Origin of the sequence: Nocardioides sp. IC4_145, assembly GCF_011250565.1 — a bacterium.
Taxonomy (GTDB): Bacteria; Actinomycetota; Actinomycetes; order Propionibacteriales; family Nocardioidaceae; genus Nocardioides.
Genome location: NZ_JAANMS010000041.1, coordinates 13,916 through 37,037 on the forward strand (window position 1 = coordinate 13,916; position 23,122 = coordinate 37,037).

Below are 23,122 nucleotides of genomic sequence, written 5' to 3' on the forward strand. Positions count from 1 at the left end.
ACCGGCAGCCCCTCAGGTCTTGTTGTTGTAGAGCCGCAGCGCGATCGGCGCGAAGACCGCGGTGATCACCGCCGACAGCAGCACGACCAGGAGGATGTCGCCGCCGTCGGCCGCGTCGTTCATCAGCCCGCGGGCGGCCTCGACGAGCAGGGTGACCGGGTTGACGTCGACGAACGCCTGGAGCCAGCCGGGCATCGTCTCCGGCGGAGCGAAGACCGAGGAGACGAAGGTGAGCGGGAAGAGCACCATCATCGAGGTGCCCATGACAGCGTTCGGCGTGCGGACCTTGAGCCCGACGATCAGCCAGACCCAGGTCAGCGCGACGCAGAAGAGCACGAGCAGCGCGACGGCGGCGACCACGCCGAGCACGCCGCCCGGCGCGCGGTAGCCGATCGCGAGACCGACGGTCAGCACGACCGCCGAGGCGATGACGTACCGCAAGGCGTCGCCGAGCAGCGCGCCGACCAGCAGGGCCGGACGCCACACCGGCAGCGAGCGGAAGCGGTCGAAGACGCCCTTCTCGATGTCGGTGTTGATGGTGAGCGCGGTGTACATCGTGATGAACACGACCGTCTGGGTGAGGATGCCGGGCAGTGCGTACTGGAGGTACTCCCCCGGCGAGCCCGCCATCGCCCCGCCGAAGACGTAGGTGAACATCAGCGTGAACATGATCGGGAACATCGTCACGTCGAAGAGCTGCTCGGGGACGTGCTTGATCTTCAGCAGCGCGCGCCAGCCGTAGGTCATCGACGCGCCCACCGGTCCGGCGTGCCGGGGTCGCTCGGCCCCGCCGACGGCGGCGATGACGGAGGCGTCGAGCGCGGGCGGCTGCGAGCTGGTGGTGTCGGCCCGGGTCGTGGTCGTCATGCCGGGACCTCCTCTGCGGTGGGTCGGGTCGGGTCGTTCGTGGCGGGTGCGGTCTCCTCGGCCGGCCGGCCGGTCAGCGCGAGGAAGACCTCGTCGAGGCTGGGCTGGCCGAGGGAGTACTCGCTGATCAGCAGCCCGTGCTCCCCCGCCCGGTGCAGCGCGCCGGCGACGACGGTCGGGTCGGCCACGCGGAAGGACAGCGAGGCCGGGTCGGAGTCGAGGACCGGCTCGGCGTCGAGCGACTCGGCCAGCAGCGTCGCGAGCGCCGGCCGGTCGGTCGGGTCGGCCACGCGCACCTTGACCGCGCCCGAGCCCACCGAGGCCTTGAGCTGGCCGCTGGTGCCCTCGGCGATCACCCGTCCGTGGTCGATGACGGCGATCCGGTCGGCCAGCTGGTCGGCCTCCTCGAGGTACTGCGTGGTCAGCAGCACCGTCGTCCCCGCCCGCACCAGCGCCCGGACGATCTCCCACACCTGGTTGCGGCTGCGGGGGTCGAGGCCGGTCGTCGGCTCGTCGAGGAACATCAGGTCGGGCCGGACCACGATGGACCCGGCGATGTCGAGGCGCCGGCGCATGCCGCCGGAGTAGGCCTTGACCTGCTTGCGGGCGGCCGCCGTGAGGTCGAACGCCTCGAGCAGCTCGGCGGCCCGCTGCTTGGCCGCCGAGCGGGAGTAGCCCTGGAGCCGCGCGATGAGCACGAGGTTCTCGGTGCCGGACAGGTCCTCGTCGAGCGAGGCGAACTGGCCGGTGAGGGCCACCCGGGACCGGACCTGCGCCGCCTCGTGGACGACGTCGTGGCCCAGCACGTACGCCGTGCCGCCGTCGGGCGGCAGCAGCGTCGCGAGCATCCGGATGGTCGTGGTCTTGCCCGCGCCGTTGGGCCCGAGCACGCCGTACACGCCGCCGGCCGGCACAGCCAGGTCGACGCCGTCGACGGCGCGGGTGTCGCCGAAGGTCTTGACGAGCCCTGAGGTCTCGATCGCCAGGTCGGATGTCATGGGGGTCACGCTGCCACTCCCCACCGACAGTGGGCACTGCATTTCTCGTCCGGTCGCATGCCCGTCCGACCGGCGCCGCCGTCGAGACTCATCGGGGCCGCGGGTCGGAACGGGTCGGAACGGGTCGCAACGGGTCAGACGCTCGCCATCCCCGGCGGCCGCGGCGCCTGCCAGCCGCGCCACAGCGCGAGCAGCCGCCAGGTCAGGCACACCGTGGCGCCGACGACGCTGACCAGCTCGCGCGACAGGTCGAGCTCCACGCCCAGGACCACGACGAAGGCGCCCGCGAGCGCCGGCGTGGCGTACAGCTCGCCCCGGAAGACCACCGGCACCCGCCCCGCCAGCAGGTCGCGCAGGATCCCGCCACCGATCGCGGTCGTCATGCCCAGCAGCGCCGCCGGCACCGGACCGAGGCCGTGGTCGAGCGCCTTGAGCGCGCCCGCGGCGCAGAACAGCGCCAGCCCGAAGGCGTCGAAGACGTTGACCGTGCGCTCCATCCGGCCCAGCGTCGGGTGGTACCCGAAGGTCAGCAGCCCGGCGACGGCCGGCACGACCAGGTAGCGCCAGTCGGCCAGCGCGGCCGGCGGCGCCGCGTCGATCAGCAGGTCGCGCAGGAACCCACCGCCGAGCCCGGTGGTCCCCGCGAGCAGCAGCACCCCGAACACGTCGAGGTCCTTGCGCACCGCGACCAGACCACCGGAGATCGCGAAGACGAAGATCCCGACCAGGTCGAGGACGACGAGCGTCGGCACGCTCGGAGGTTACCGGTCCTCCGGCCGTGGCTGGCGTAGGCTCTGGGCCCACGACCAGCAGGAACGACCGGGCAAGGACCACACACCCATGGCGCACCTCCAGCTCACCGGAGTGAGCGAGGACGGCAAGCGCCTGCTGCTGACCGACGACACCGGTGCCGAGCACGAGCTCGTCATCGACCAGCGCCTCCGCAGCGCGCTGCGCGAGTCCCCGCCGAGACGTATGGAGAAGCAGATGGAGAGCACCCTGCGGCCCCGCGACATCCAGGCCCGCATCCGGTCCGGGGAGTCCGCGGAGGACGTCGCCGCCGCTGCGGGCACCTCGGTCGACAAGATCATGGCGTTCGCCGGGCCGGTCCTGGCCGAGCGGCAGCACGTCGCGGAGCGGGCGCAGAAGTCCTCGGTACGTCGCCGGGCCGGCGAGGCCGCGGGGACGGCGCGCACCCTCGGCGAGGCCGTCGAGGCGCACCTGCGCTCGATGCACGTCGCCCCCGACGGCGTCGAGTGGGACGCCTGGCGTCGCGACGACGGTCGCTGGGCCCTCGTCGCGGCGTACGAGACCTCGAAGCGGAGCGGCATCGCCGAGCTGACCTACGACGTGCCCGGCAACTTCGTCCTGCTCGACAACGACGACGCCCGCTGGCTGGTCGGGGAGGCCCTCCCCGAGCCGGCGCCGGCCCGTGACGACCTCCAGCAGGCCCGCCAGCGGCGGCTCACCACCGTCGACCTCACCGACCAGGAGCTCCCGCTCGGCGACGACGCGATCTCGCTGGTCCACGACGAGCCGGTCGACGCGTTCCGCGACACCGAGGCCCCCACCGAGCCGACCGCCGCCGCCCGCGAGCGCGACCTCGTCGAGCAGGCGGCCGACGCCGCCGCGCTGGACACCCCTGACGAGGCGCCCACCACCGAGCAGCCCGCCGTCACCGCCGAGGCCCCCACCGAGGCATCCGCCGACGAGCCGGCTCAGGAGGAGCAGCCGCCCCCGCGCCGTCCGGTCCGCAAGAGCCGCGGCCGCGCCTCGGTCCCCAGCTGGGACGAGATCATGTTCGGCGGCGGCAAGCAGGACTGACCGCGCGACGCACCCCACGCCTCCACCGCTGGTCGAGCAGCGAAGGCCGCCCGGCGGCCTCAGCGGGCGAGATCCGGTGAGGGACCCACGGCCGCGACCACGGTCACCGGGAGTTTCGAGACGGCGCTGGCGCGCCTCCTCAACCGGCGGGACCCACGACCGGCCGCGACGGGTCGGCCACCCACTCGCTCCAGCTGCCGGGCCACAGCGCGGCGCGGATGCCGGCGACCTCCATCGCCAGGACGTCGTGGGTGGCGGTCACCCCCGAGCCGCAGTACGCCGCCACGTCGGCGTCCGGCGCCACCCCCTCGGCCGCGTAGAGCGCGCGCAGCTGGGCCGGGTCGCGGAAGCGCCCGTCGGCCCGCAGGTTGATGCTGGTCGGCACGTTCACCGCGCCGGGGACGTGCCCGGCGACGGGGTCGACCGGCTCGACCTCCCCGCGGTACCGCTGCGGCTCCCGCGCGTCGACGAGCACCCCGACGTCCAGCACGCCGTCCACCTCGACCACCGGCATCCCGCCCGGCTCCGCGCAGAAGTCCCCCGGCTCCACGATCCCGGACCCGGTCTCGACCGCCCCGCCGGACGCCAGCCACGCGGACCAGCCCCCGTCGAGCACCCGCACGGCCGGGTGCCCGTGGAAGCGCAGCAGCCACCAGGCCCGGGCAGCGGCCCGGCCCGCCCAGTCGTCGAGCACGACCACGGGCCGGTCGCCCGAGACGCCCGCGGCACGCATCGCGGCCTCGAACACCTCGACCGGCGGCAGCGGGTGGCGCCCCCGCGGACCGGCCGGCGCGGCGAGCGCGGAGTCGAGGTCGACGTACGCACTGCCCGGCACGTGCCCGCGCTCGAACTCCTCACGCCCGGGCGGACCGCCCAGCCGCCAGCGCACGTCCAGCACGGTGGGGCCGGCGCCGGTCCCGACGGTGGCGGCCAGCTCGTCGACGGACATCAGGGGTGAGGACACCGGGCCATCCTGCACCGCAACGCCCGCCGTCGCAGCGTGCTCCCTGGCGGAGCGGACCGGGCCCGCCTACCGTCGGTGGATGACCCCGCGCCGCACCAGCCTCGTCGTCGGTGCCTGCGCGGCCGCGGCCGTCTTCCTGGCCGGCCCCCTCCTCGCCGACGGTGCGCCGTCGACCCGCGGGCCGGCCGTCCTGCCCGACCGCCTGGCGGGCTACTCGCTGCTGACCGGCGACGTCGAGGACTCGCCGCCGGGACGGGCCGTGGCCCTGTTCCAGCACGGGTACGGCGTCGAGTTCCTGGACTTCCCGCAGGCGATCGTCGTGGGCTGGCGCGGGGACGCGGTCCGACGGGTCGACGAGGCGGAGGACCGGGCGGGGCCGGAGACCCAGGGCGACCCCGCGCCGATGCTGCTCTCCCCCGACGGCCGGTCCGTGGCGGTCGGCGACCACGACACGGACGAGCCGGACCTGGCGCTCGTCGACCTGGGCGGCAGCGGCACGACGTACCACGACCTGCCCGAGGGCGGCAGCATCCAGCCGGTCGCCTGGGCGCCCGACGGCCGGCGGGTCGCGTACCTCGTCGGCGCCCCCACGAACCCCTACCGGGGTCGCTCGCCCGAGCAGGCCCTCGCCGTCCTCGACCTCGGCACCGGCCGCTCGGAGACGGTCGCCGACAACGCCGTGTCCGCGGCCTTCGACCCCTCCGGCGAACGGCTCGCCGTGCAGCACCGCCGGGCGGGACGCGGCGCTCCCGCTCCCCTCGCCGTGCTCGACCTCGCCGACGGGCGCAGCCGGGTGCTCAGCCGCACGGCGGCCCTGGCCGGGCCCGCCTCCTGGTCCCCGGACGGCCGCCTGCTCGCCGTCGTGCTCGGCGGTGGTCACACGGCGTCGCGGGTGACGTTCCTCGAGGCCGACACGGGCGCGCAGGTGCCGGGTCCGGTGCTCCGCCTCGGCCGCGGGATGGTCGGCTCCGCCGCGGTGCTCGGCTGGACCGCTCCGGACGAGGTCGTGGGAGTGCTTCCCGACGACGACGGGGACGACGACAGCGGAGCCGGCGACAGGCCCGACACCGCGTGGTTGGCGGCCGTGCCGGTCGACGGCTCCGCGCCCCGACCGCTCACCGAGACCAGCGACCTCGACTCGTTCGGCGTCGGCCGCTGGCAGGTCGCCCAGGAAGCGCTGACGGACCTCGAGGTGCGAACCGTCGCCGACGTCGACCGCGGGCCGTGGCCCTGGCCGTGGCGGCTCGTGCTCGCGGCGGCGGTCGGGGCGCTGGCCGCCTGGGTCACCGGCCGGCTGCTGCGCCGGACCCCGCGGCGTACCGACGGGTCGGACGGCGCGCCGGGCGAGCCTGCAGCTCCGGCCGCCGGTCCCGCCGACCGCGTCGACCCCGACGACCGCTGGCCGGACGGGGTCGAGGCCGGCCAGCGGACCTGACCCGCCCGTGGGAGGATCCGCCGGTGGCGGAACTGCACTTCTTCACCGGGACGATGGACTCCGGCAAGTCGACCCTGGCGCTCCAGACCAACCACAACCACGCCGCCCGCGGCCGGGCCGGCCGGATCTTCACGGCCAACGACCGCGCCGGCCAGGCGCAGATCTCCAGCCGGCTGGGCCTGACGCACGAGGCGCTCGAGGTGGGCCCGGACTTCGACTTCTGGCGCTACGTCGTCGAGTCCCTCACCCACGGTGGGCGGATCGACTACCTCATCTGCGACGAGGCGCAGTTCTACACGCGCGACCAGGTCGACCAGCTCGCGAAGGTGGTCGACGAGCTGCAGATCGACGTGTTCGCCTTCGGCATCCTCACCGACTTCCGCACCGCGCTCTTCGAGGGCTCCCAGCGGCTCGTCGAGCTGGCCGACCGGATGAACGTGCTGCAGGTCGAGGCGCTGTGCTGGTGCGGCAAGCGCGCCACCCACAACGCCCGCACGGAGAACGGCGCGATGGTCGTCGAGGGCGAGGTCATCGTGGTCGGGGACGTCGACGATGCCGGCGCGGCGCCCGCCGACGTGGCCTACGAGGTGCTCTGCCGCCAGCACCACCGGCGCCGGCTCACCGCCGCCCGCGCGAAGGCGGTCTCGCTCGCGCCGGAGCCGCTGCCCTTCGGCTAGTCCCGCTCTCCGGGATCGCCGCCGTCCCGCCGCCCCGGCGAGCCGGTGCAATGCCGGCGTGAACGACGCCACGATCCCCGACCTCCCTCACGCCACCATGGCCGAGCTCCTCCTCGCGCGCGCCGAGGACGACGGGACCGCGCTGCTCTTCGAGGGGCGCCGCTGGACGTGGCGCGAGCTGCTCGCCGAGGCCGCGGTGCGCTCGGGCGTGCTCCAGGAGCTGCGCCCGGCCGAGGGTCCCTGGCACGTCGGCGTGCTGCTGGAGAACACCCCGGAGTACCTCTTCCTCGTCGCCGGCGCCGCCCTCTCCGGCGCCACCGTCATCGGCGTCAACCCGACCCGCCGCGGGGCGGAGCTGGCCGCCGACGTACGCCGCACCGACTGCGCCGTCCTCCTCACCGCCGAGCCGCACGGCTCGCTGCTCGACGGGATCGACCACGGTGCGAAGACGGTGCTCGACGTCGAGGGCGAGGAGTACGCCGCCGCGCTGGCGCGCCACGCGGACGCCCCCGTCGCCGCCACCCCCGCGGGGCTCGACCCGAGCAGCGTGCTGCTCCTCCTCTTCACGTCCGGCTCGACCGGCGCGCCCAAGGCGGTGATCTGCTCGACCGGTCGCTGGGCGCGGATCTGCCAGCTCACCCCCATCCCGGTCGGCCGCGACGACGTGGCCTACAACGCGATGCCGCTCTTCCACGGCAACGCGCTGATGGCCGCGTGGGGCCCGTGCGTCAACCACGGCGCGGCGTTCGCGCTGCGCCGGAAGTTCTCGGCCTCGGGCTTCCTGCCCGACGTGCTCGAGACCGGGGCGACGTTCTTCAACTACGTCGGCCGCTCGCTGGCCTACGTGCTCGCCCAGCCCGAGCACCCCGACGAGGGCCGGACGAAGCTGCGGTTCGGCTTCGGCACCGAGGCCTCGGCGCGGGACCGGTCGGAGTTCCTGCGCCGCTACGGCGTGGCGGTCTCGGAGTCCTACGGCTCCTCGGAGGGGACCTGCTACATCATCCGCACCCCCGAGACGCCCGACGGCGCGCTCGGCGTGCCGCAGGTCGGCTTCACGATCGACGTCGTCGGTGAGGACGGCCAGGTGTGCCCGCCGGCCCGCTTCTCCCCCGACGGCGAGCTGCTCAACGCGGCGGAGGCGACCGGCGAGATCGTCTCCCGCGGCGCAGCCGCCCGGTTCGAGGGCTACTACAACAACCCGGAGGCGAGCGCGGAGAAGCTGCGCGACGGCGACTTCTGGACCGGCGACCTCGGCTACCGCGACGAGGACGGCTTCTTCTACTTCGCCGGCCGCACGGCCGACTGGCTGCGCGTGGACTCCGAGAACTTCGCCGCCGCCCCGGTCGAGCGGATCCTCTCCCGCTTCCCCGGCGTCGCGGTGGCCGCGGTCTACCCCGTCCCCGACCCGCGCACCGGCGACCTGGTGATGGCCACCCTCCAGGTCGACGACCCGACCGCCGTCGACCCCGACGACCTCGCGGGCTTCCTCGCCGAGCAGGCCGACCTCGGCACGAAGTGGGCGCCGCGCCTGGTCCGCCTCACCGACGACCTGCCGGTCACCGCCACTCGCAAGGTCGACAAGCCGACGCTGCGCCGCCAGCTGTGGCGCGGCGGCGACCCGGTCCTCGAGCGGGTCGACGGCGCGTACCGCCGTCTCACGCCCGACCGCGCCGCCGCCCTCGAGGCGGAGTACGCCGAGCACGACCGGCTCTCGCTCCTCGGCTGAACCCCCTGCTGGTGGCACACTCGCCCGGGTGACGGTCGACGCAGCCACTCGGGGACAGACGTGCACCGTCCCGCCCTCGGCGTGGGTGCTCGCGTGGGCCTCGGTCGTGATGCAGCTCGTGACCCTGGCCGACCGCGGCACGGCCGGCGAGCAGTCGGCACTGGTCTCGATGCCCCTCGCCGCGCTGCTGGTAGCCTACGTCTCCGCCGGCGTCATCCGCGCCCGGATGGTCCGCACCTGGCTCGCCGGGATCGTCCTGGTGCTGGTCGTCCTCGCCAGCGTCATAGACCTGGTCACCGGCCCGTCCCTGACCGAGCTGCTCGGGACCGGCGCCGCCGTCGTCGCCCTCGGCGCGTTCGTCTCCTACCTGCGCAGCGACTGCTTCGCCCGCCTCCGCGCGGACCGCGACGCCTCCCCCGCCGGCCTCGGCGGGCTCGTTGCTCTCGCGGCGCTCGTCGGCGCGCTCGGCGGACTCACCGCGCCGGTGGAGCCCGGCCAGGAACCCGGCGTGCACCTGCGCATCCAGCCCTAGCCGCCTCGGCCGCAGCCGGTGGGTCATCACCCGACAGGATGATCTGGGCGGCGCCCCCGGGCGTGTCGCGCATGGCCATGGTCCGAGGGGAGATGGGGGTGGTGGCAACCATCCCGATCGGAAGGAACCACCCCATGATCAGCGAGACCCAGGCGCACGACGTCATCGGCTCGACCGCGTACGGCTCCGACGGCGAGAAGATCGGCAAGGTCGGTCAGCTCTTCCTCGACGACCAGACCGGTCGTCCGGAGTTCGTCACCGTCAACACCGGCCTGTTCGGCATGAAGGAGTCCTTCGTGCCGGTCGCCGATGCCCACCTGGACGGCGGCGACCTGCGTCTGCCGTTCACCAAGGACCGGATCAAGGACGCGCCCAACGTCGACCTCGACGCCGGCCACCTCGACGAGGCCGAGGAGGCCCGTCTCTACGAGTACTACGGCTCGGGCGGCGCCGGTGTCGGCGGTGTCGGCGGCACCTACGGTGACGCCGGCACGACGTACGACACCGGGACCACCACCGGCACGGGCACGTACGACACCGGCACGACCGGCACGGGCACGACGGGAACGACCGGCACCGCCGGCGTCACTCCCGCCGGGCACGACGTCTCCGGCCGCAACACCGACGACGCGATGACCCGTTCCGAGGAGCACCTCGAGGTCGGCACGACCAGCCAGGAGGCCGGCCGCGCCCGGCTGCGCAAGTACGTCACCACGGAGACCGAGACGCGCACCGTCCCGGTCGCGAAGGAGCGCGCGGTCGTGGAGACCGAGCCGGTCACCGCCGGCAACGTCGACGACGCGCTCGACGGTCCGACGATCTCCGAGGAGGAGCACGAGGTCGTGCTGCACGAGGAGCGGGCGACCGTGGACAAGACGGCCGAGCCCGTCGAGCGCGTGCGCCTGGGCACCGAGACGGTCGTCGACGAGGAGACCGTCACCGAGGACGTGCGCAAGGAGCACATCGAGGTCGAGGGCGACGTCGACGACCGTCGCGTCTGATCCCTCACGTCGCAGCGACGCCCGCACCCGCCCCGGGTGCGGGCGTCGCTGCGTCCTGGTCAGGCCACGGGCGCAGCGGGACCGGCGGGGAACCCCGCCGCCACGCGGTGCACGACGTACCCGCACTCGGGGTCGAGCACCTGCACCCGCAGGCCGACGCCGTCGGAGTGGCCGTGGGAGCCGGCGCCGTCCGGTCCGAGGACGACCTGGGCGACGCAGCTGCAGCGCACGAGTGCCATGCCGCGCAGGCTAGGCACCGCGGGGACCGGTCGGCGGCAGAACGCGGCAGCCGGTGGCCGGTTGTGACCAGGCTCGCGCCCGGGGCCGGCCAGGGCTGCGGAGTCGCTCAGGCGTCGGGGGTGGCGCGCCGGTCCTCGACCTCGACGCCGTCGTCGCCCTCGACCGTGACGTGCTCACGCCGCAGATCGGTGCGGAGCGTGTGCTCGTCGACGACGGTGTGCTTGCGGACGATGACCCGCTCGCGGACGACCAGCTTCTTGGTCACCACGAGCACCTCCTCGAAGACGGGGATGGAGATCGACCCGTCCGGGAGGGTCTCGACCTCTCCGCTGTCACCCTCGGTCGCGGGAACCCGCTCGGAGGTGTCGGCGTGCTCGACGCCGCGGCTGACGGTCTCCTCGACCGGGTGCGTCTCGACGTGCTTGCGCACGCGGACCCGTCCGGACTCGTGGACCTCGGTGCCGACCTCGGCGCGCTCCTCGTGCCGGACGACGGAGGCGTCGTCCTCGGCCAGCGGAGTGCGCGGGTCGAGCGGGTCGGGCTGGTTCGGCCGGTCGTCGGGGTGCTGCTGGGTCATCGCCCGACCTCCGTGTCGATGCCGCCCTGGCGGGTGCGCACCTTGCGCCGGGTCCGGACGAGCTCGACGTCGCCGTCGTGGCGGTGCCGGTCCGCCAACCGACCGCCGAGCCAGCCACCGAGCAGCATGAGCAGGAGCGCCACCACACCGGTGACGACGGCCGCCGTGCCGAGGGCGTCGGAGCTGAACCAGTCCGGCAACCCGACCTTCTCCCGCACGTCTGCGTCGTCGCCCGCCAGGGCGGCCAGCCCGGCCAGCACCGCGGCGAGCACGACCAGCCAGACCACCGCGAGCAGACCGTGCAGCGGGCCGCGGGCGTGGGCGACGCGGCCTGCGACCCAGCCGCCGACGAGGCAGGCGAGGAGGAGGACGACGAGCCCGGCGACCAGTCCGCCGATCGACAGGTCGCGTCCCTCGACCCCACGCTGGAACCCGATCGTCCCGATCGTGCCGACCAGGCTGGACAGGAGCAGGAGGGTGCCGAGCGCCGCCAGGGCCCCGGCCAGGGTCGCCGGGACGTCCAGTGCGCGCCTGCGCGAGGCACCGACGACGTCGCTGTCCCCGGCCCGGAGGACCATCTGCTCCTCCGCCGGGCGCGGCATCGAAGGGCGGCCGGACGAGCGGTCGCCGGCGGGCGGGTGGACGTCGGTCATGGCTGCTCCTCGGGACGACGGGCTGGGTCGCGGTACCCGGGGTCGGAGCGCACATACGACGGGTCGACGGTGCGCCATCGAGGCGAGCCGGTTGCCAGAGCCCGACCTGCCGACCACCGGGATGCGTTCCATGCCTCCGAGACCTCGGAGGGGAAGCGCGCTCTGCCGTTGCGTCAAGCTCGCGACCAGCGCCGTGGGCTCGCGGGTCGGAGTCGCGTGCGGTGGGCACCCTCGGAGGAGCGCTGCTGAGGTGGGCCCGCCCCGGCTGCGTCAGGCCCGGGGACTTCAGCAGAGGGGTTCCCGGGCCGCCCCGGGGGCCTCTACGCCGGTGACGTCTCTTCGGATGCTCCGACTCGGCGGGTGCGGACGATCTCCTCGGCCACCTCGAACAGCCTGCGGTTCGACTGCGAGCTGAGGCGCGACAGGACTGCGAACGCGGCGTCGTCGCTGAAGTCGTAGCGCTCCATCAGGATGCCGAGCGCCTTCCCGATCACCGTGCGGCGGGCGACTGCGGTGTCAAGCTGCTCGATCTTCTGTGCCGCCGCGACGGCCACGGCGACGTGCGCGGCAAAGGCCAGACCGTCGTCGCGGTCGACCGCATCAAAGGCGTCCGGCGTGGTCGCGTAGAGGTTGAGAGCGCCGACGGTGTCCTCGTTGGTGAACAGCTGGAAGCACATCATGCTGCGCACGCCGAAGTCCTCGGCGATCCGCGGCGCCCACCGCGGCCAGCGACCCTCGGTCGTCAGGTCCGGCGCGTGGACCAGCTTCTCCCGGAAGATCGCGTCGAGGCATGGCCCCTCGTTCAAGTCGTTCTGCAGCTCGTCACTGCGCTTGACGTAGTCCTCGGTGAACGCCGGCGACTCAACCCGACGGCGGCGACGCACCAGCGAGAGGCCGGCCGCATCGGCGCCGTGCACGTTGTTGACCGCCAGGCGAACCGCATCGTCCATCGTCTCCTGCGGTCCCACACCCTGCAGCTCGCGGGCAGCGTTCGACAACCGCTGTGCAAGGTCAGCCCGATCGCTCGCCATGCCAGGACCCTCGCACACCCCGTCCCTGGTGCGCACGGGTTGGCAACCGGTGACAGCCAGGCGGCACCTGCTCGGCGGCGGCCGAGCAACCATCGTCGCCCCACCGCCGACCCCGCCAGGCGCTGAAGCCGCGCCATTGCGCGACAGTGTCCAGTCCGGGATCGCGGTCGTGTGCTTGAGAGCGCGCCTGGGCGCGTCGCCAGGCACACGGCCCCGGTCATCGCTCCTTGCTCACTCGGACCGAGATGCCTGAGGTCGGCTCGATGGCCGCTGCCCAGCAGCGGCGCAGTCGACGCCCGGCACAGGCATGATGGCTCCATGAGCCTGACGAGCGACGGAATCCCTGCGGAGGTCAGGGAAGCGTTCTGGGCTGACGTCCTCGAGTGGTTGTCGGGGGTGGCATGGATCCATCACTCCGATGACTCCAGCACCATCTTCACGTTCCGGGGAGAAGGCGGCAAGGAAGTGCTTGCCTTCGGGCCGGAGGGCTGGGCTGACTTCGTGCTGCACGGCGCTTGGTTCCAGGGTGACGTCGACGAGGTCTACGACGGTGTCATCTCGGGGAGCGCAGTCGATGAGTTGGCGGAAGCGCTGGGCAGCAAGGGCTCGCCGCTCACCTTGCAGGCGGGGCAGATCCTCCGCATCGATGGCACCCGCGGGCCCATCTCACCGCGGTCAGACTGAGCCCTCCGCGAGCACAACGGTGAACGGTGGGCGCAGTTCCTCCGCAACACGAGTCCGGACTGCGTGCGTAGGTGCAACAGTAGATGAGCGGTCGCCTCACTCGGCCCGGAGTGCGTTGGCCTGAGTGTTGACGAGTGCTCCGCGTCTGAGTCCGGACGGGCGAACGGCGTGTGCGACCGGTCGCCCGACAGGCGGTCCTCGTCGTGGCAAGGTGCTTCCATGACCTCCGGACGCTCCGTGAACGACGTCCGTGATCAGCTGCGAAACGCGCAGGATCACATCCAGGTCATCGAGGCCATCCTCGTCGCGGCGAACGACGCACACGAAGTTCTTGATGTTGTGCTTCTGGCGTCGGGTCGGCCTGCCGCCAGGCGCGCCCTCGAGGAGCGGTACGGCCTGACGGAGATGCAGGCGACTGCGGTGCTGGACCTGCAGGTCGGGCGCCTGAATGCCGTCGACGTCGCGGAGCTCGAGCGGCACCGCCAAGAACTCGTCGAACGTGTGGCAACGCTGACCGCGGAGCTGGCCGCCCGATGACTTCGCGAGGTCCGCGAGCTCGCTCACTCGACCCGCTGTGCGCTGCCCCTGCGTCCTACTCGGCGCGGTAGGTGACGAGCCCCGCGCCGAGGCACGAGCTGGGGATCGTCGGTGACTGCGGTCCTTGGGGGTTCCTGGCGAGCCCGTAGCCCCCGGCACCCTCCACGTAGTCCCCGACGGTCACCGAACCCAGCCCCGGCACGTCGATGACCGGTCCGGCCTCGGCGGTCACGCGCGTCCCGGCTGGCCATATGGCGACGTCATCGCCGATGGCGAGACAGCCCTTGATGATGCCGATCTCGCCGCTGACCAAGGCGTCGTCCCCGCCATCGGCAGGCGCCGCCACCAGCACGGCGGCCTTCGGGGTCTCGATCACGGCGGGAGAGTCGTCGGCGCAGCCGCCCAGCAGCGCGACGACGAGCAGGCACGAACCAGCGGTCCAGGGTTCGGGCCTCGCTGACACGCTCACAGAGCAGGGACGGACGTCGAGCGCTGGCGGTTCCGCGAGAGGTTCGCGGTGGGTCTTCAGGGCACGGGGCCGACCGGGGATCGCCGCAATCGGCGACCCGGAGCCTGCGGGAGCGGCGAGGAGCAGGTCAGTCGCAGAGCGACCGCCCCGCGTCGACCAGGGCCGACAGGTCCTTGCGTCCATCGAGTCGTTCGGGGTCGGTCGCCCACAGTCGCCGGAAGCCTGGATGGGCGTCGTCCGGACCCGCGATGCCGTCGATCCGGAAGGAGTTGCCGTCGACCTGGACCAAGACGTATCCGTCGTCGCACGTGAGCAGAGCCGACTCGACCGTCAACGGCCACGCGTCTCCGAGGTCGTCATCGCTCACCCGCTCGGTCTCGCCCAGGCCCTTGTCCGAGGAACACGCGGCCAGCACCGGCCCGATGACGAGGAACGCAAGCAGGCGGCGCACCACGGAACGGTACGCCGCCGGGCAGCATCCGCCGTCCACACAGCCGGGCCACCCCCGCCCGGGTCGTGTGCTTGACGACGCACACCGACGCGTCGCCGGGCACACAACTGCGACGACGAGCTCACCGGCATGCTGGAGGCGCCGTTCGTCCGGTGACGGAGGTCGGCGCGCGCCTCCTACGACGGACGACGCCGCGGCCGGGCACGTTCTTCGTGTCCGTCGACGCCGCGGTCGCCCGCGGCCCGATGGGCGCCCAAGCCCAGTCGAGGCACTGCGCGCTCGGGATGCACCAAGAACTCCGGGCCCGACACCGGACGGCGTGGCGAATGTCGAGGAGGCGCCGGCGCAGTCAGCCCGGCGTGCCGACGATCCCCGTCCCCCAGTGGACGCCGCCCCCAGGGAGGCGGATCGCCGAGACGGTCCGACCGGTGCTCGACCGGAGGGTCAGGTACGCGGTCCGGCTGCGCCACGGAGCGCCGACCCCTGCCGGTTTACGTTGGGCCGGGGCAGGAGATGTAGTCCCCGTGACGCACCGACTCGATCGCCCGATCGCCGCGTTGGCAGCCGCCGCTCTCCTGGCAGCGTCGTTGACGGCGTGCGGGCAGGACGACGGCCCTGACACCTCGACCGGTCCTGGCAAGGCGGCGGCCTCGTCGTCCGCGTCAGCAGGACCCACGACGAGCTACGACCAGTACGACCTCGCCGACACCAAGGGCCTGTACGCCGAGGCGGCCGAGAACCTGGACGCCGTCACTGACGTCTCCCTCTCCGTCGCCGGTCCCGGCGAGACCCAGGTCTACGTCTTCACCGGCGAGGACGTGCTGCTCAAGGTCCTTTCCAGCAACGGGGCGATGGTCGAGACGCTCGCCGTCGACGGACGCATGTACGTCAAGGCCCCCGCGAGGTGGTGGGACGAGCGGCCGCTGGTGACCACCAAGGACGCCCGGCTGATGGCCGGCACGTGGATCGGGTACTCCAGCGACAGCAGCAAGGACGTGCCACAGATCGTCACGCGGGACCAGGTGCTCGAGATGGTCACCGGCGGCCTGACGAAGGCCCGGGCGACCGAGACCGAGGAGCCGATGACCGAGATCGACTTCGAGGGCGTGCCCGCGCTCCTCAACGAGGGCCAGACCGGCCGGGCCGTGCTGGCCGGCGACCCGCTGCTGCCGTTGTCGCTGGGTCCGGCTGATGGAGGCGAAGGCACCATCACGTTCTCCTACGACGTCGAGCCGCTGACCGCACCGACCGACGTCGTGCTCTACAAGGACATCATGCGCGAGAGCCTTCGCCTCGACGACCTCTCCGACCTGTAGGCAACCACGCAGCGGCACGACGCGGCTGCTGCGAGGCTCAGTCGACGAGCACCGGGATGAGCATCTCCTCCGGCGTCAGCGACCCGTGCAGGCCGACGAGCGTCTTCTCGTAGGCGAAGTCGGTGGTGGAGAAGATGCCGTGGTCGCCGGTGGAGGCGACGACGACGTCGCCGAGGCGGGGCAGGACGGACGCGTCGACGGGGCCGAACCAGCCGCGGCGGATCGCCTGGTCGCGGGTGAGGACGTCGGCCCGCTCCCCCAGCACCGAGGACCAGGTGGCGGCGACGTCGTCGACGGCGCCGCGCTGGCAGTAGAGGTGGCGGAAGCGGGCCTCGCCGCCCAGCAGCGCCACGCCGTCGCGGAGCTCGGGGTGGTCGTCGACGTCGAGGCGGTGGTCGGGCGGGCAGTCGACCATGCCGTGGTCGGCGACGATGACGAGCCGCACGTCGGCGGGAAGCGCCTCGCGCAGCTGCTCGGCCTCGGAGTCGATGCTGGAGAGCTGCTGGAGCCACTGGCTGGAGGAGACGCCGTACCGGTGGCCCGTCCAGTCCAGGTCGCTGTCGTAGAGGTAGGTCAGCGAGGGCCGCTCGATCGAGGCGGCCACCGCGGCGGCGACCCGTTCGCCGACCTTGTCGGCGCCGACGTACTCCGCACCCCGCGAGCCGGCGAGCGTCAGCCCGCTGCCGGCGAACTCCCGCTTGTTGACCACCGTCGTCGTGACGCCGGCCGAGCGCAGCCGCGCGAACGCGGTCGGGTGCGGCTGCCACTCCAGCGGGTCGATGTCCTTGGACCAGAAGAGCGCGTTGAGCAGCCGGTCGGTCCCGGGCACGCGCGAGGTGAAGCCGACCAGCCCGTGCACGCCCGGCACCAGCCCGGTGCCGAGCGAGGTCAGGCTGGTCGCGGTCGTCGACGGCACCCCGGCGGTGGCGGGCTCGCGCCCGAGCAGCGAGGAGAGGTACGGCGCGGCGTGGGCGTGACGCTCGAGCAGCCGGTGGCCGAGGCCGTCGACGAGGAAGACGACGTACGACGACGCAGGCGGCAGCTCGAGCCGGGTCGGCGCGGCCCGGTCCAGCGCCGAGCCCAGGTCGATCCCCAGCGCGACCGCGACCGCGGGCACGACGTCGGAGAGCGACCGCTGCCCGTAGGCCGGCTCGTGGAACTCCCCCACCGGACCCGGTCCGAGCCCCGACATGCCCCGTCCCTCAGGCGTGCGTGGCGGCCGAGAGCGACTCGGCGAAGGACAGCAGCCCGTGCACGGCGTCGGCGCCGTCCGCGGCGGCCGATACCCGCAGCGAGAAGTCGTCGGAGGAGAGCACGCCGGTGTAGCCGTGGTCGGCCTCGCACTCGGGGTCCGAGCAGCCGGCCGGCTCGAGGTCGATCCGGGCGACGCCGCCCCAGCCGATGGTCATGACGACCTCGGCGGGCCGCGACGGGCCGGAGGTCGGGTTGGCGATGTTGCGGGTGACGACGACGGACTTCACCGCCGAGAGGCTGACCGCCTCGGTCGAGGTGGAGGTGTAGGGCTCCGGGAGCAGGTCGTCGCCGGGGTGCTCGTCGGTGTGGGCGAGGACCAGCCGGGTCGGGGTGAGCACCACGACGGAGAGGTGGCGGCGCACCTCGTCGCGCTCGAACGTGGGCTCGTGGTGGACGAAGAACGACACGACCTGCTCGCCCGCCACCGCCGCGGCCACGCCGTCCGCGACGACCTCGGGGTAGTAGCCCGTGCGGTCGATGGCGTGCCGGAGCTCGGTGGCCCGGTCCCGGTCGTCGGTGGTGCGGGTGCGCATGGTCCGAAGTGTGTCACGCGGCACCCCCCGCGACCCCAACGGCACGGGAGGCGGGTCAGCCCGGGATCGTGTCGCCCGGCGCCTGCGGGAGCCGCCGCACGTACCAGTCCGAGCGCGGGTCGGTGACCGGCTCCACGCGGGCGCCCGCGGTGAGCACGCTCGAGCCGTGCGCGCCGGCCAGCACCAGCGACAGCTCCAGCGAACGGACCTGGGGCAGGTCGTTCTGCAGCTGCGAGATCCGCAGGATCAGCCGCTCCACCTCGGCGACGTCGACGACCTCGCTGCCGCGGTAGCCGAAGAGCATCGGCGCGGCCTTGATCTCGCGCACCATCGCTGCCGCGTCCCGCTCCGAGAGCGGCGGGATCCGGAAGGACCGGTCGGTCAGCAGGTCGGTGATCGCTCCGGAGATGCCGAAGGAGACCACCGGTCCGAAGAGCGGGTCCTCGATCGAGCGGATCGAGACCGGCACGCCCGGCTGCGCGACCTTCTGCACCACGAACCCGGCGCCCCCCGGGTCCCCGATCACCGACGACAGCGAGTCCCAGGCGTCGGCCATCTCCTCGGCGTCGTCGATGTTGCGCCACACGTGGGCGAGGTCCGGCCGCTCGCGCAGGTGGTCGGCGGTCGCCTTGAGCACCACGTCCCAGCCCAGCTCCTCGCCCGCGGCACGTGCCTCCTCCAGCGACGCCACCTTGCGCACCGGCCACAGCTCCACGCCGTACGCCGCCAGGAGCTCCGCCAGCGTCTCCTGGCTCAGCTCGGTGCCCTCGGGGTGCTGCACCAGCACGCGGTCGACGACCGCCTTCGCGGCCCGCCGGTCGACGGTGTCGCCCACGCGGGGCGGCGCGTCCGGCGTCCGCAACCACACGGCGTACTCCACGACCCGCGCGAGCGCCCGCACGGCGTACTCCACCGCGGGGTAGGACGGCACCGAGCCACGACCGGCCGTCGAGCCGGCGACGTCGGGGACGCGCAGCAGCTCGGGGACACCCTCGGCACCGAGGAAGGAGGAGACCAGCGGCTTGTCGGACTGCTCGCCGACGGCGGCCAGGACGTTCGCGACGTCCTCGCCGGAGACGTTGAGCGGCGGGATGTAGACGGCGACGACCGAGTCGATCTCGGGGTCGTCGATGGCGGCGTCGAGCGCGTCCTCGAAGTCGTCGGCGGTCGCGTCGGCACCCAGCGCGACGGACTTGTTGACGACCAGCCCGACGGCCGCGGCGGCGTCCGCGGCGAGCAGGCCGAGCGCGTCGGAGTTGCCGACGATCGCGACCCGGCGCCCGCGCGGCAGCGGCTGGTGGGCCGACAGCTGGGCGACGTCGAACATCTCCTCGAGCGTGTCGACCTGGATCACCCCGGCCTGGCGGAACATCGCGTCCACGGCCTGCGGCGGCGCGGAGATCCGGCGCACGGCGTGGCCCATCGGCACGCCCTGGGTGGTGCGGCCCGATCGCACGGCGATGATCGGCTTGCGCAGCGAGACCCGGCGGGCGATGCGGGAGAACTTGCGCGGGTTGCCGATGGACTCCAGGTAGAGCAGGACGACCTCGGTGGAGTCGTCCTCCTCCCAGTACTGCAGCAGGTCGTTGCCGGAGACGTCGGCGCGGTTGCCGGCGGAGACGAAGGTGGAGAGGCCGAGGCCGCGGTTCTGCACCTTCTCCAGGATCGCCGAGCCCAGCGCGCCGGACTGGCAGAAGAAGCCGGCACGGCCGCGCGGCGGCATCACCGACGACAGGGAGGCGTTGATGGAGACGGCCGGGTCGGTGTTGATGATGCCCAGGCAGTTCGGGCCGATCAGCCGCAGGCCGTAGGAGCGGGACAGGCCGACGAGCCGGCGCTGCCGCTGGCGACCCTCCTCACCGGTCTCGGCGAAGCCCGAGGAGATGACGACCAGGCCGTGGACGCCCTTGGCGGCGCAGTCCAGGACGACGTCCTGCACCGACTCGGCCGGGACGGCGACGATCGCGACGTCGACCTCGTCGGGGATGTCGCCGACGGTCTTGTACGCCGGCATGCCGGACACCGCGGCGGCCGTCGGGTTCACGACGTACACGCGTCCGGTGAAGTCGCCGGTCACCAGGTGCCGCACGAGCGCCTGGCCGATGGTGTCCTGGCGCCGCGAGGCACCGATGACCGCGACCGAGCGCGGGTTGAAGAACCGCTCGATCGAGGCGGCCTCGGCCTTGTGCTCGCGCCCCTGCATCAGCCCGATCGCGGTGTCGGTGGCGGTGATGGGGAACTCCAGCGCCAGCACGCCGTCCTCGTACTCGCTGGCCACGTGGTAGCCGGCGTCGCGGAAGGTCTGGATCATCCGGGTGTTGTCGGGCAGCACCTCGGCGACGAACCGCTCGACGCCGCGCTCGCGGCCGGCCTGCGCGAGGTGCTCGAGCAGCAGCTGGGCGATGCCGCGGCCCTGGTGCCTGTCCTCGACGAGGAAGGCGACCTCGGCCTCGCCCGGGCGGACCACGTCGTAGCGGCCGACCGCGATCATCTGACCGCTCAGCGTCAGCACGAACGCCACCCGGTCGTGGTGGTCGACCTCGGTGAACCGCTTGACGTCGCGGTCGGAGAGCCGCGGCATCGGCGAGAAGAACCGGTAGTACTTCGAGGTGTCGGAGACGCGGCTGTAGAACTCGACCATCAGCTCGGCGTCGGACGGCACGATCGGGCGGATGTGGGCGGTGCGTCCGTCGCGGAGGAGGACGTCGGCCTCCCAGTGCCGGGGGGCGGTGGGGACGTCCTGCTCGGTCACGGGAAGGAATCTAGCCGGTCGCCGGGCGTGCCCCCGGCCGGTCCGGGCGGCCCGGCGGGGAGAATGGGCGCCATGGCACGACGTACGACTCCCCCGCCGCCCGAGGACTTCGAGGAGCACATCCTCGACACCGACATCCAGCAGGAGATGGAGTCGTCGTTCCTGGAGTACGCCTACTCCGTCATCTACTCCCGGGCGCTCCCCGACGCGCGCGACGGCCTCAAGCCGGTGCAGCGGCGGATCCTCTACACGATGAACGACATGGGCCTGCGGCCCGACCGCGGCCACGTCAAGAGCGCCCGCGTCGTCGGTGAGGTCATGGGTCGGCTGCACCCGCACGGCGACGGCGCGATCTACGACGCGATGGTCCGGATGGCCCAGCCGTGGTCGATGCGGCTGCCGTTCATCGACGGCCACGGGAACTTCGGCTCGCCCGACGACTCCCCCGCCGCCATGCGCTACACCGAGGCCCGGATGGCGCCGGCCGCGGTGGCGATGACCGCCTCGATCGACGAGGACACCGTCGACTTCCGGCCCAACTACGACAGCCGCGAGCTCGAGCCGTCGGTGCTGCCGGCCGCGATCCCCAACCTCGTGGTCAACGGCACCACCGGCATCGCGGTCGGCATGGCCACCAACTGCGCGCCGCACAACCTGGTCGAGGTGGTCCAGGCGCTGCGCCACCTGATCAAGGACCCGAGGGCCACGCTCGACGACCTGATGCGGTTCATCCCCGGGCCGGACCTGCCCACCGGCGGCAAGATCGTCGGCCTCGACGGCATCCGCGACGCCTACGAGACCGGCCGCGGCACGTTCAAGATGCGCGCCAGCGCCCGCGTCGAGAACGTCACCGCCCGCCGCAAGGGCATCGTCGTGACCGAGCTGCCCTACGGCGTCGGCACCGAGAAGGTCGTCGAGCGGATCAAGACCCTCGTGCAGGCCAAGAAGATCCAGGGCATCGCCGACATGAAGGACCTCACCGACCGCGAGCACGGCCTGCGGCTGGTCATCGAGGTCAAGAACGGCTTCGTCCCCGAGGCGCTGCTCGAGCAGCTCTACCGGCTCACGCCGATGGAGGACAGCTTCGGCATCAACAACGTCGCGCTCGTCGACGGCCAGCCCCGCACGCTCGGGCTCAAGGAGCTGCTGGAGGTCTTCCTCGCCCACCGCTACGACGTCGTACGCCGTCGCTCGGCGTTCCGCCGCGGCAAGGCCGCCGACCGGCTGCACCTGGTCGAGGGCCTCCTGGTCGCGATCCTCGACATCGACGAGGTCATCCAGCTCATCCGCTCCAGCGACAACGCCGACCAGGCGCGCGGCCGGCTGATGGACGTCTTCGAGCTGACCGAGCCGCAGGCGACGTACATCCTCGAGATGCAGCTGCGCCGGCTGACGAAGTTCAGCCGGATCGAGCTGGAGAAGGAGCAGTCCGAGCTGCAGCGCACCATCGAGGACCTCGACGCGATCCTCGGCGACGACGCGCTGCTGCGGAGGGTCGTCTCCGACGAGCTGGCCGAGGTCGCCAAGACCTACGGCACCCCGCGCCGCACCGTGCTTCTGGAGTCCGCCGGCTCGCCGGTCAGCAGCGCCGTGCCGCTCGAGGTCGCCGACGACCCGTGCTTCGTCTACCTCTCCTCCTCCGGCCTGCTCGCCCGCACCGCGACCGACGAGCCGCCCGGCAGCGGCGGCGGCCGCGCCAACCACGACGTCGTCGTCTCCGCGGTCCGTGCGACCGCCCGCGGCGAGGTGGGCGGCCTGACCAACCTCGGACGGTTGGTGCGGATCGGCGTGCTCGAGCTGCCGCAGCTGCCCGGCACCGCCAACGACCCGCACCTGGCCGGTGGCCTGCCGGTCAGCGAGATCCTCGCGCTCGAGCCGGGTGAGCGGCTGCTCGCGCTGTGCACGCTGGCCAGCGAGGGCCCCGGCCTCGCGCTGGGCACCAAGCAGGGCGTGGTCAAGCGGGTCAACCCCGAGGTGCTGAACAAGGACGACTGGGAGGTCGTCCGGCTCGCGGACGGCGACGAGGTCGTCGGCGCGGTCGAGCTGACCACCGGCGACGAGACGCTCTGCTTCGTCACCACCGACGCGCAGCTGCTGCACTTCGGCGCCGACGCGGTCCGACCGCAGGGCCGCTCCGGTGGCGGCATCGCCGGCGTCCGCCTGGCCGCCGGCGCGACCGTGCTGTGGTTCGGCGCGGTCGACACTGCGCCCGAGGGCTCGGTCGTCGTCACGGCGTCGGGCTCCTCCACCGCGCTGCCCGGCACCGAGCCGGGCGCGGTCAAGGTGACGCCGTTCTCGGAGTACCCGCCCAAGGGCCGCGCCACGGGCGGCGTCCGCTGCCACCGCTTCCTCAAGGGCGAGGACGCGCTGGTCTTCGCCTGGGTCGGCACCGCGCCGGCCCGGGCCGCAGCCGACAGCGGTGCGCCGGTCGAGCTGCCCGAGGCCAACGGCCGCCGCGACGGCTCCGGCGTGCCCGGCGCCCAGCCGATCGCCGCGTGCGCCGGCCCGGTCGCCGCCCGGCTCGGCGGTGGCGACGGCGGTGACGGCGGTGGCGACAGCGACGGTCCCGAGACCGCTCCCGCCGGTGTGGAAGGCTGATCG

23 protein-coding genes are annotated in these 23,122 nt (G+C 73.2%); 10 read left to right on the forward strand and 13 right to left on the reverse strand.

The features are described 5' to 3' along the window. Nucleotides 1-12: 12 nt before the first annotated feature. From G6553_RS16040 to G6553_RS16050, 3 genes are all read right to left on the reverse strand, one after another. Complete coding sequence (locus G6553_RS16040; protein WP_166195162.1) at nt 13-867, reverse strand: ABC transporter permease; 855 nt, start codon at nt 865-867, stop codon at nt 13-15. After that, on the reverse strand, nt 864-1,865 hold the full coding sequence (locus G6553_RS16045) for an ATP-binding cassette domain-containing protein (RefSeq protein ID WP_166195165.1): 1,002 nt from the start codon (nt 1,863-1,865) through the stop codon (nt 864-866). Before G6553_RS16045 ends, G6553_RS16040 begins: the two co-directional genes overlap by 4 nt. Nucleotides 1,866-1,999: 134 nt before the next feature. Further along, nucleotides 2,000-2,617, reverse strand: a complete 618-nt coding sequence (locus G6553_RS16050) for a trimeric intracellular cation channel family protein (RefSeq protein WP_166195168.1) — start codon at nt 2,615-2,617, stop codon at nt 2,000-2,002. Nucleotides 2,618-2,705: 88 nt separating this feature from the next. Between G6553_RS16050 and sepH the strand changes: the two genes are divergently transcribed. Beyond that, complete coding sequence (gene sepH, locus G6553_RS16055; RefSeq protein ID WP_166195171.1) at nt 2,706-3,689, forward strand: septation protein SepH; 984 nt, start codon at nt 2,706-2,708, stop codon at nt 3,687-3,689. Nucleotides 3,690-3,828: 139 nt separating this feature from the next. On the opposite strand, the gene G6553_RS16060 is transcribed toward sepH, so the two are convergent. Then, nucleotides 3,829-4,653, reverse strand: a complete 825-nt coding sequence (locus G6553_RS16060) for a sulfurtransferase (protein ID WP_347565761.1) — start codon at nt 4,651-4,653, stop codon at nt 3,829-3,831. Nucleotides 4,654-4,732: 79 nt separating this feature from the next. Here G6553_RS16060 and G6553_RS16065 point away from each other — a divergent pair, with 79 nt between their 5' ends. The 5 genes from G6553_RS16065 (at nt 4,733) to G6553_RS16085 (ending at nt 10,024) form a co-directional block, all read left to right on the forward strand. Next, nucleotides 4,733-6,088: a hypothetical protein gene (locus G6553_RS16065; RefSeq protein WP_166195174.1), complete on the forward strand. Its 1,356-nt coding sequence runs from the start codon at nt 4,733-4,735 to the stop codon at nt 6,086-6,088. 23 nt (nt 6,089-6,111) lie between these two features. Then, nucleotides 6,112-6,765 carry a thymidine kinase gene (locus G6553_RS16070; protein ID WP_166195177.1) on the forward strand — a complete coding sequence of 218 codons (654 nt, stop codon included), beginning with the start codon at nt 6,112-6,114 and terminating at the stop codon, nt 6,763-6,765. Nucleotides 6,766-6,823: 58 nt separating this feature from the next. Further along, complete coding sequence (locus G6553_RS16075) at nt 6,824-8,491, forward strand: AMP-binding protein (RefSeq protein ID WP_207619874.1); 1,668 nt, start codon at nt 6,824-6,826, stop codon at nt 8,489-8,491. Nucleotides 8,492-8,519: 28 nt separating this feature from the next. Then, entirely contained in the window at nt 8,520-9,023 is a 504-nt protein-coding gene (locus G6553_RS16080) for a hypothetical protein (protein ID WP_166195179.1), read from the forward strand. Nucleotides 9,024-9,157: 134 nt separating this feature from the next. After that, nucleotides 9,158-10,024: a PRC and DUF2382 domain-containing protein gene (locus tag G6553_RS16085; RefSeq protein WP_166195181.1), complete on the forward strand. Its 867-nt coding sequence runs from the start codon at nt 9,158-9,160 to the stop codon at nt 10,022-10,024. 59 nt (nt 10,025-10,083) lie between these two features. Here the strand turns inward: G6553_RS16085 and G6553_RS16090 are convergent, their stop codons facing one another. From G6553_RS16090 to G6553_RS16105, 4 genes are all read right to left on the reverse strand, one after another. Continuing rightward, nucleotides 10,084-10,263, reverse strand: coding sequence for a hypothetical protein (locus G6553_RS16090; protein WP_166195183.1), 180 nt, complete (start codon nt 10,261-10,263; stop codon nt 10,084-10,086). Between the two features lie 107 nt (nt 10,264-10,370). After that, nucleotides 10,371-10,841 carry a DUF2382 domain-containing protein gene (locus G6553_RS16095; protein ID WP_166195186.1) on the reverse strand — a complete coding sequence of 157 codons (471 nt, stop codon included), beginning with the start codon at nt 10,839-10,841 and terminating at the stop codon, nt 10,371-10,373. Then, nucleotides 10,838-11,494 (reverse strand): hypothetical protein, encoded by a 657-nt coding sequence (locus G6553_RS16100; protein WP_166195189.1) that lies wholly within the window; start codon nt 11,492-11,494, stop codon nt 10,838-10,840. The genes G6553_RS16095 and G6553_RS16100 overlap by 4 nt, the downstream gene beginning before the upstream one ends. A gap of 320 nt (nt 11,495-11,814) precedes the next feature. Continuing rightward, complete coding sequence (locus G6553_RS16105) at nt 11,815-12,525, reverse strand: GAF and ANTAR domain-containing protein (RefSeq protein WP_166195191.1); 711 nt, start codon at nt 12,523-12,525, stop codon at nt 11,815-11,817. A 318-nt stretch (nt 12,526-12,843) separates the two neighbouring features. Between G6553_RS16105 and G6553_RS16110 the strand changes: the two genes are divergently transcribed. Together G6553_RS16110 and G6553_RS16115 are read left to right on the forward strand one after the other, a co-directional pair. Then, a complete protein-coding gene (locus G6553_RS16110) occupies nt 12,844-13,209 on the forward strand; it encodes a hypothetical protein (protein ID WP_166195194.1) in 366 nt (121 codons plus the stop codon). Nucleotides 13,210-13,428: 219 nt separating this feature from the next. After that, entirely contained in the window at nt 13,429-13,746 is a 318-nt protein-coding gene (locus tag G6553_RS16115; protein WP_166195196.1) for a DNA gyrase subunit A, read from the forward strand. A gap of 55 nt (nt 13,747-13,801) precedes the next feature. Here G6553_RS16115 and G6553_RS16120 read toward each other — a convergent pair whose 3' ends face one another. Both G6553_RS16120 and G6553_RS16125 read right to left on the reverse strand, forming a co-directional pair. Beyond that, entirely contained in the window at nt 13,802-14,122 is a 321-nt protein-coding gene (locus tag G6553_RS16120; RefSeq protein ID WP_166195199.1) for a hypothetical protein, read from the reverse strand. A 220-nt stretch (nt 14,123-14,342) separates the two neighbouring features. Further along, nucleotides 14,343-14,666, reverse strand: coding sequence for a DUF2511 domain-containing protein (locus G6553_RS16125; RefSeq protein WP_166195202.1), 324 nt, complete (start codon nt 14,664-14,666; stop codon nt 14,343-14,345). Between the two features lie 524 nt (nt 14,667-15,190). Here G6553_RS16125 and G6553_RS16130 point away from each other — a divergent pair. Beyond that, complete coding sequence (locus G6553_RS16130) at nt 15,191-15,982, forward strand: hypothetical protein (RefSeq protein WP_166195205.1); 792 nt, start codon at nt 15,191-15,193, stop codon at nt 15,980-15,982. 37 nt (nt 15,983-16,019) lie between these two features. Here the strand turns inward: G6553_RS16130 and G6553_RS16135 are convergent, their stop codons facing one another. The 3 genes from G6553_RS16135 to G6553_RS16145 are packed head-to-tail and all read right to left on the reverse strand — an operon-like array spanning nt 16,020 to nt 20,521. Then, nucleotides 16,020-17,174 (reverse strand): nucleotide pyrophosphatase/phosphodiesterase family protein, encoded by a 1,155-nt coding sequence (locus G6553_RS16135; protein WP_166195207.1) that lies wholly within the window; start codon nt 17,172-17,174, stop codon nt 16,020-16,022. A gap of 10 nt (nt 17,175-17,184) precedes the next feature. Beyond that, nucleotides 17,185-17,769, reverse strand: a complete 585-nt coding sequence (locus G6553_RS16140; RefSeq protein WP_166195210.1) for a DUF5998 family protein — start codon at nt 17,767-17,769, stop codon at nt 17,185-17,187. Between the two features lie 55 nt (nt 17,770-17,824). Beyond that, nucleotides 17,825-20,521, reverse strand: a complete 2,697-nt coding sequence (locus tag G6553_RS16145; protein ID WP_166195212.1) for a bifunctional GNAT family N-acetyltransferase/acetate--CoA ligase family protein — start codon at nt 20,519-20,521, stop codon at nt 17,825-17,827. A 72-nt stretch (nt 20,522-20,593) separates the two neighbouring features. On the opposite strand from G6553_RS16145, the gene G6553_RS16150 reads away from it, so the two are divergent. After that, the gene (locus G6553_RS16150) at nt 20,594-23,119 is read left to right on the forward strand and encodes a DNA topoisomerase IV subunit A (protein ID WP_166195215.1); all 2,526 of its coding nucleotides are present in this window, start codon (nt 20,594-20,596) and stop codon (nt 23,117-23,119) included. Nucleotides 23,120-23,122 lie beyond the last annotated feature (3 nt).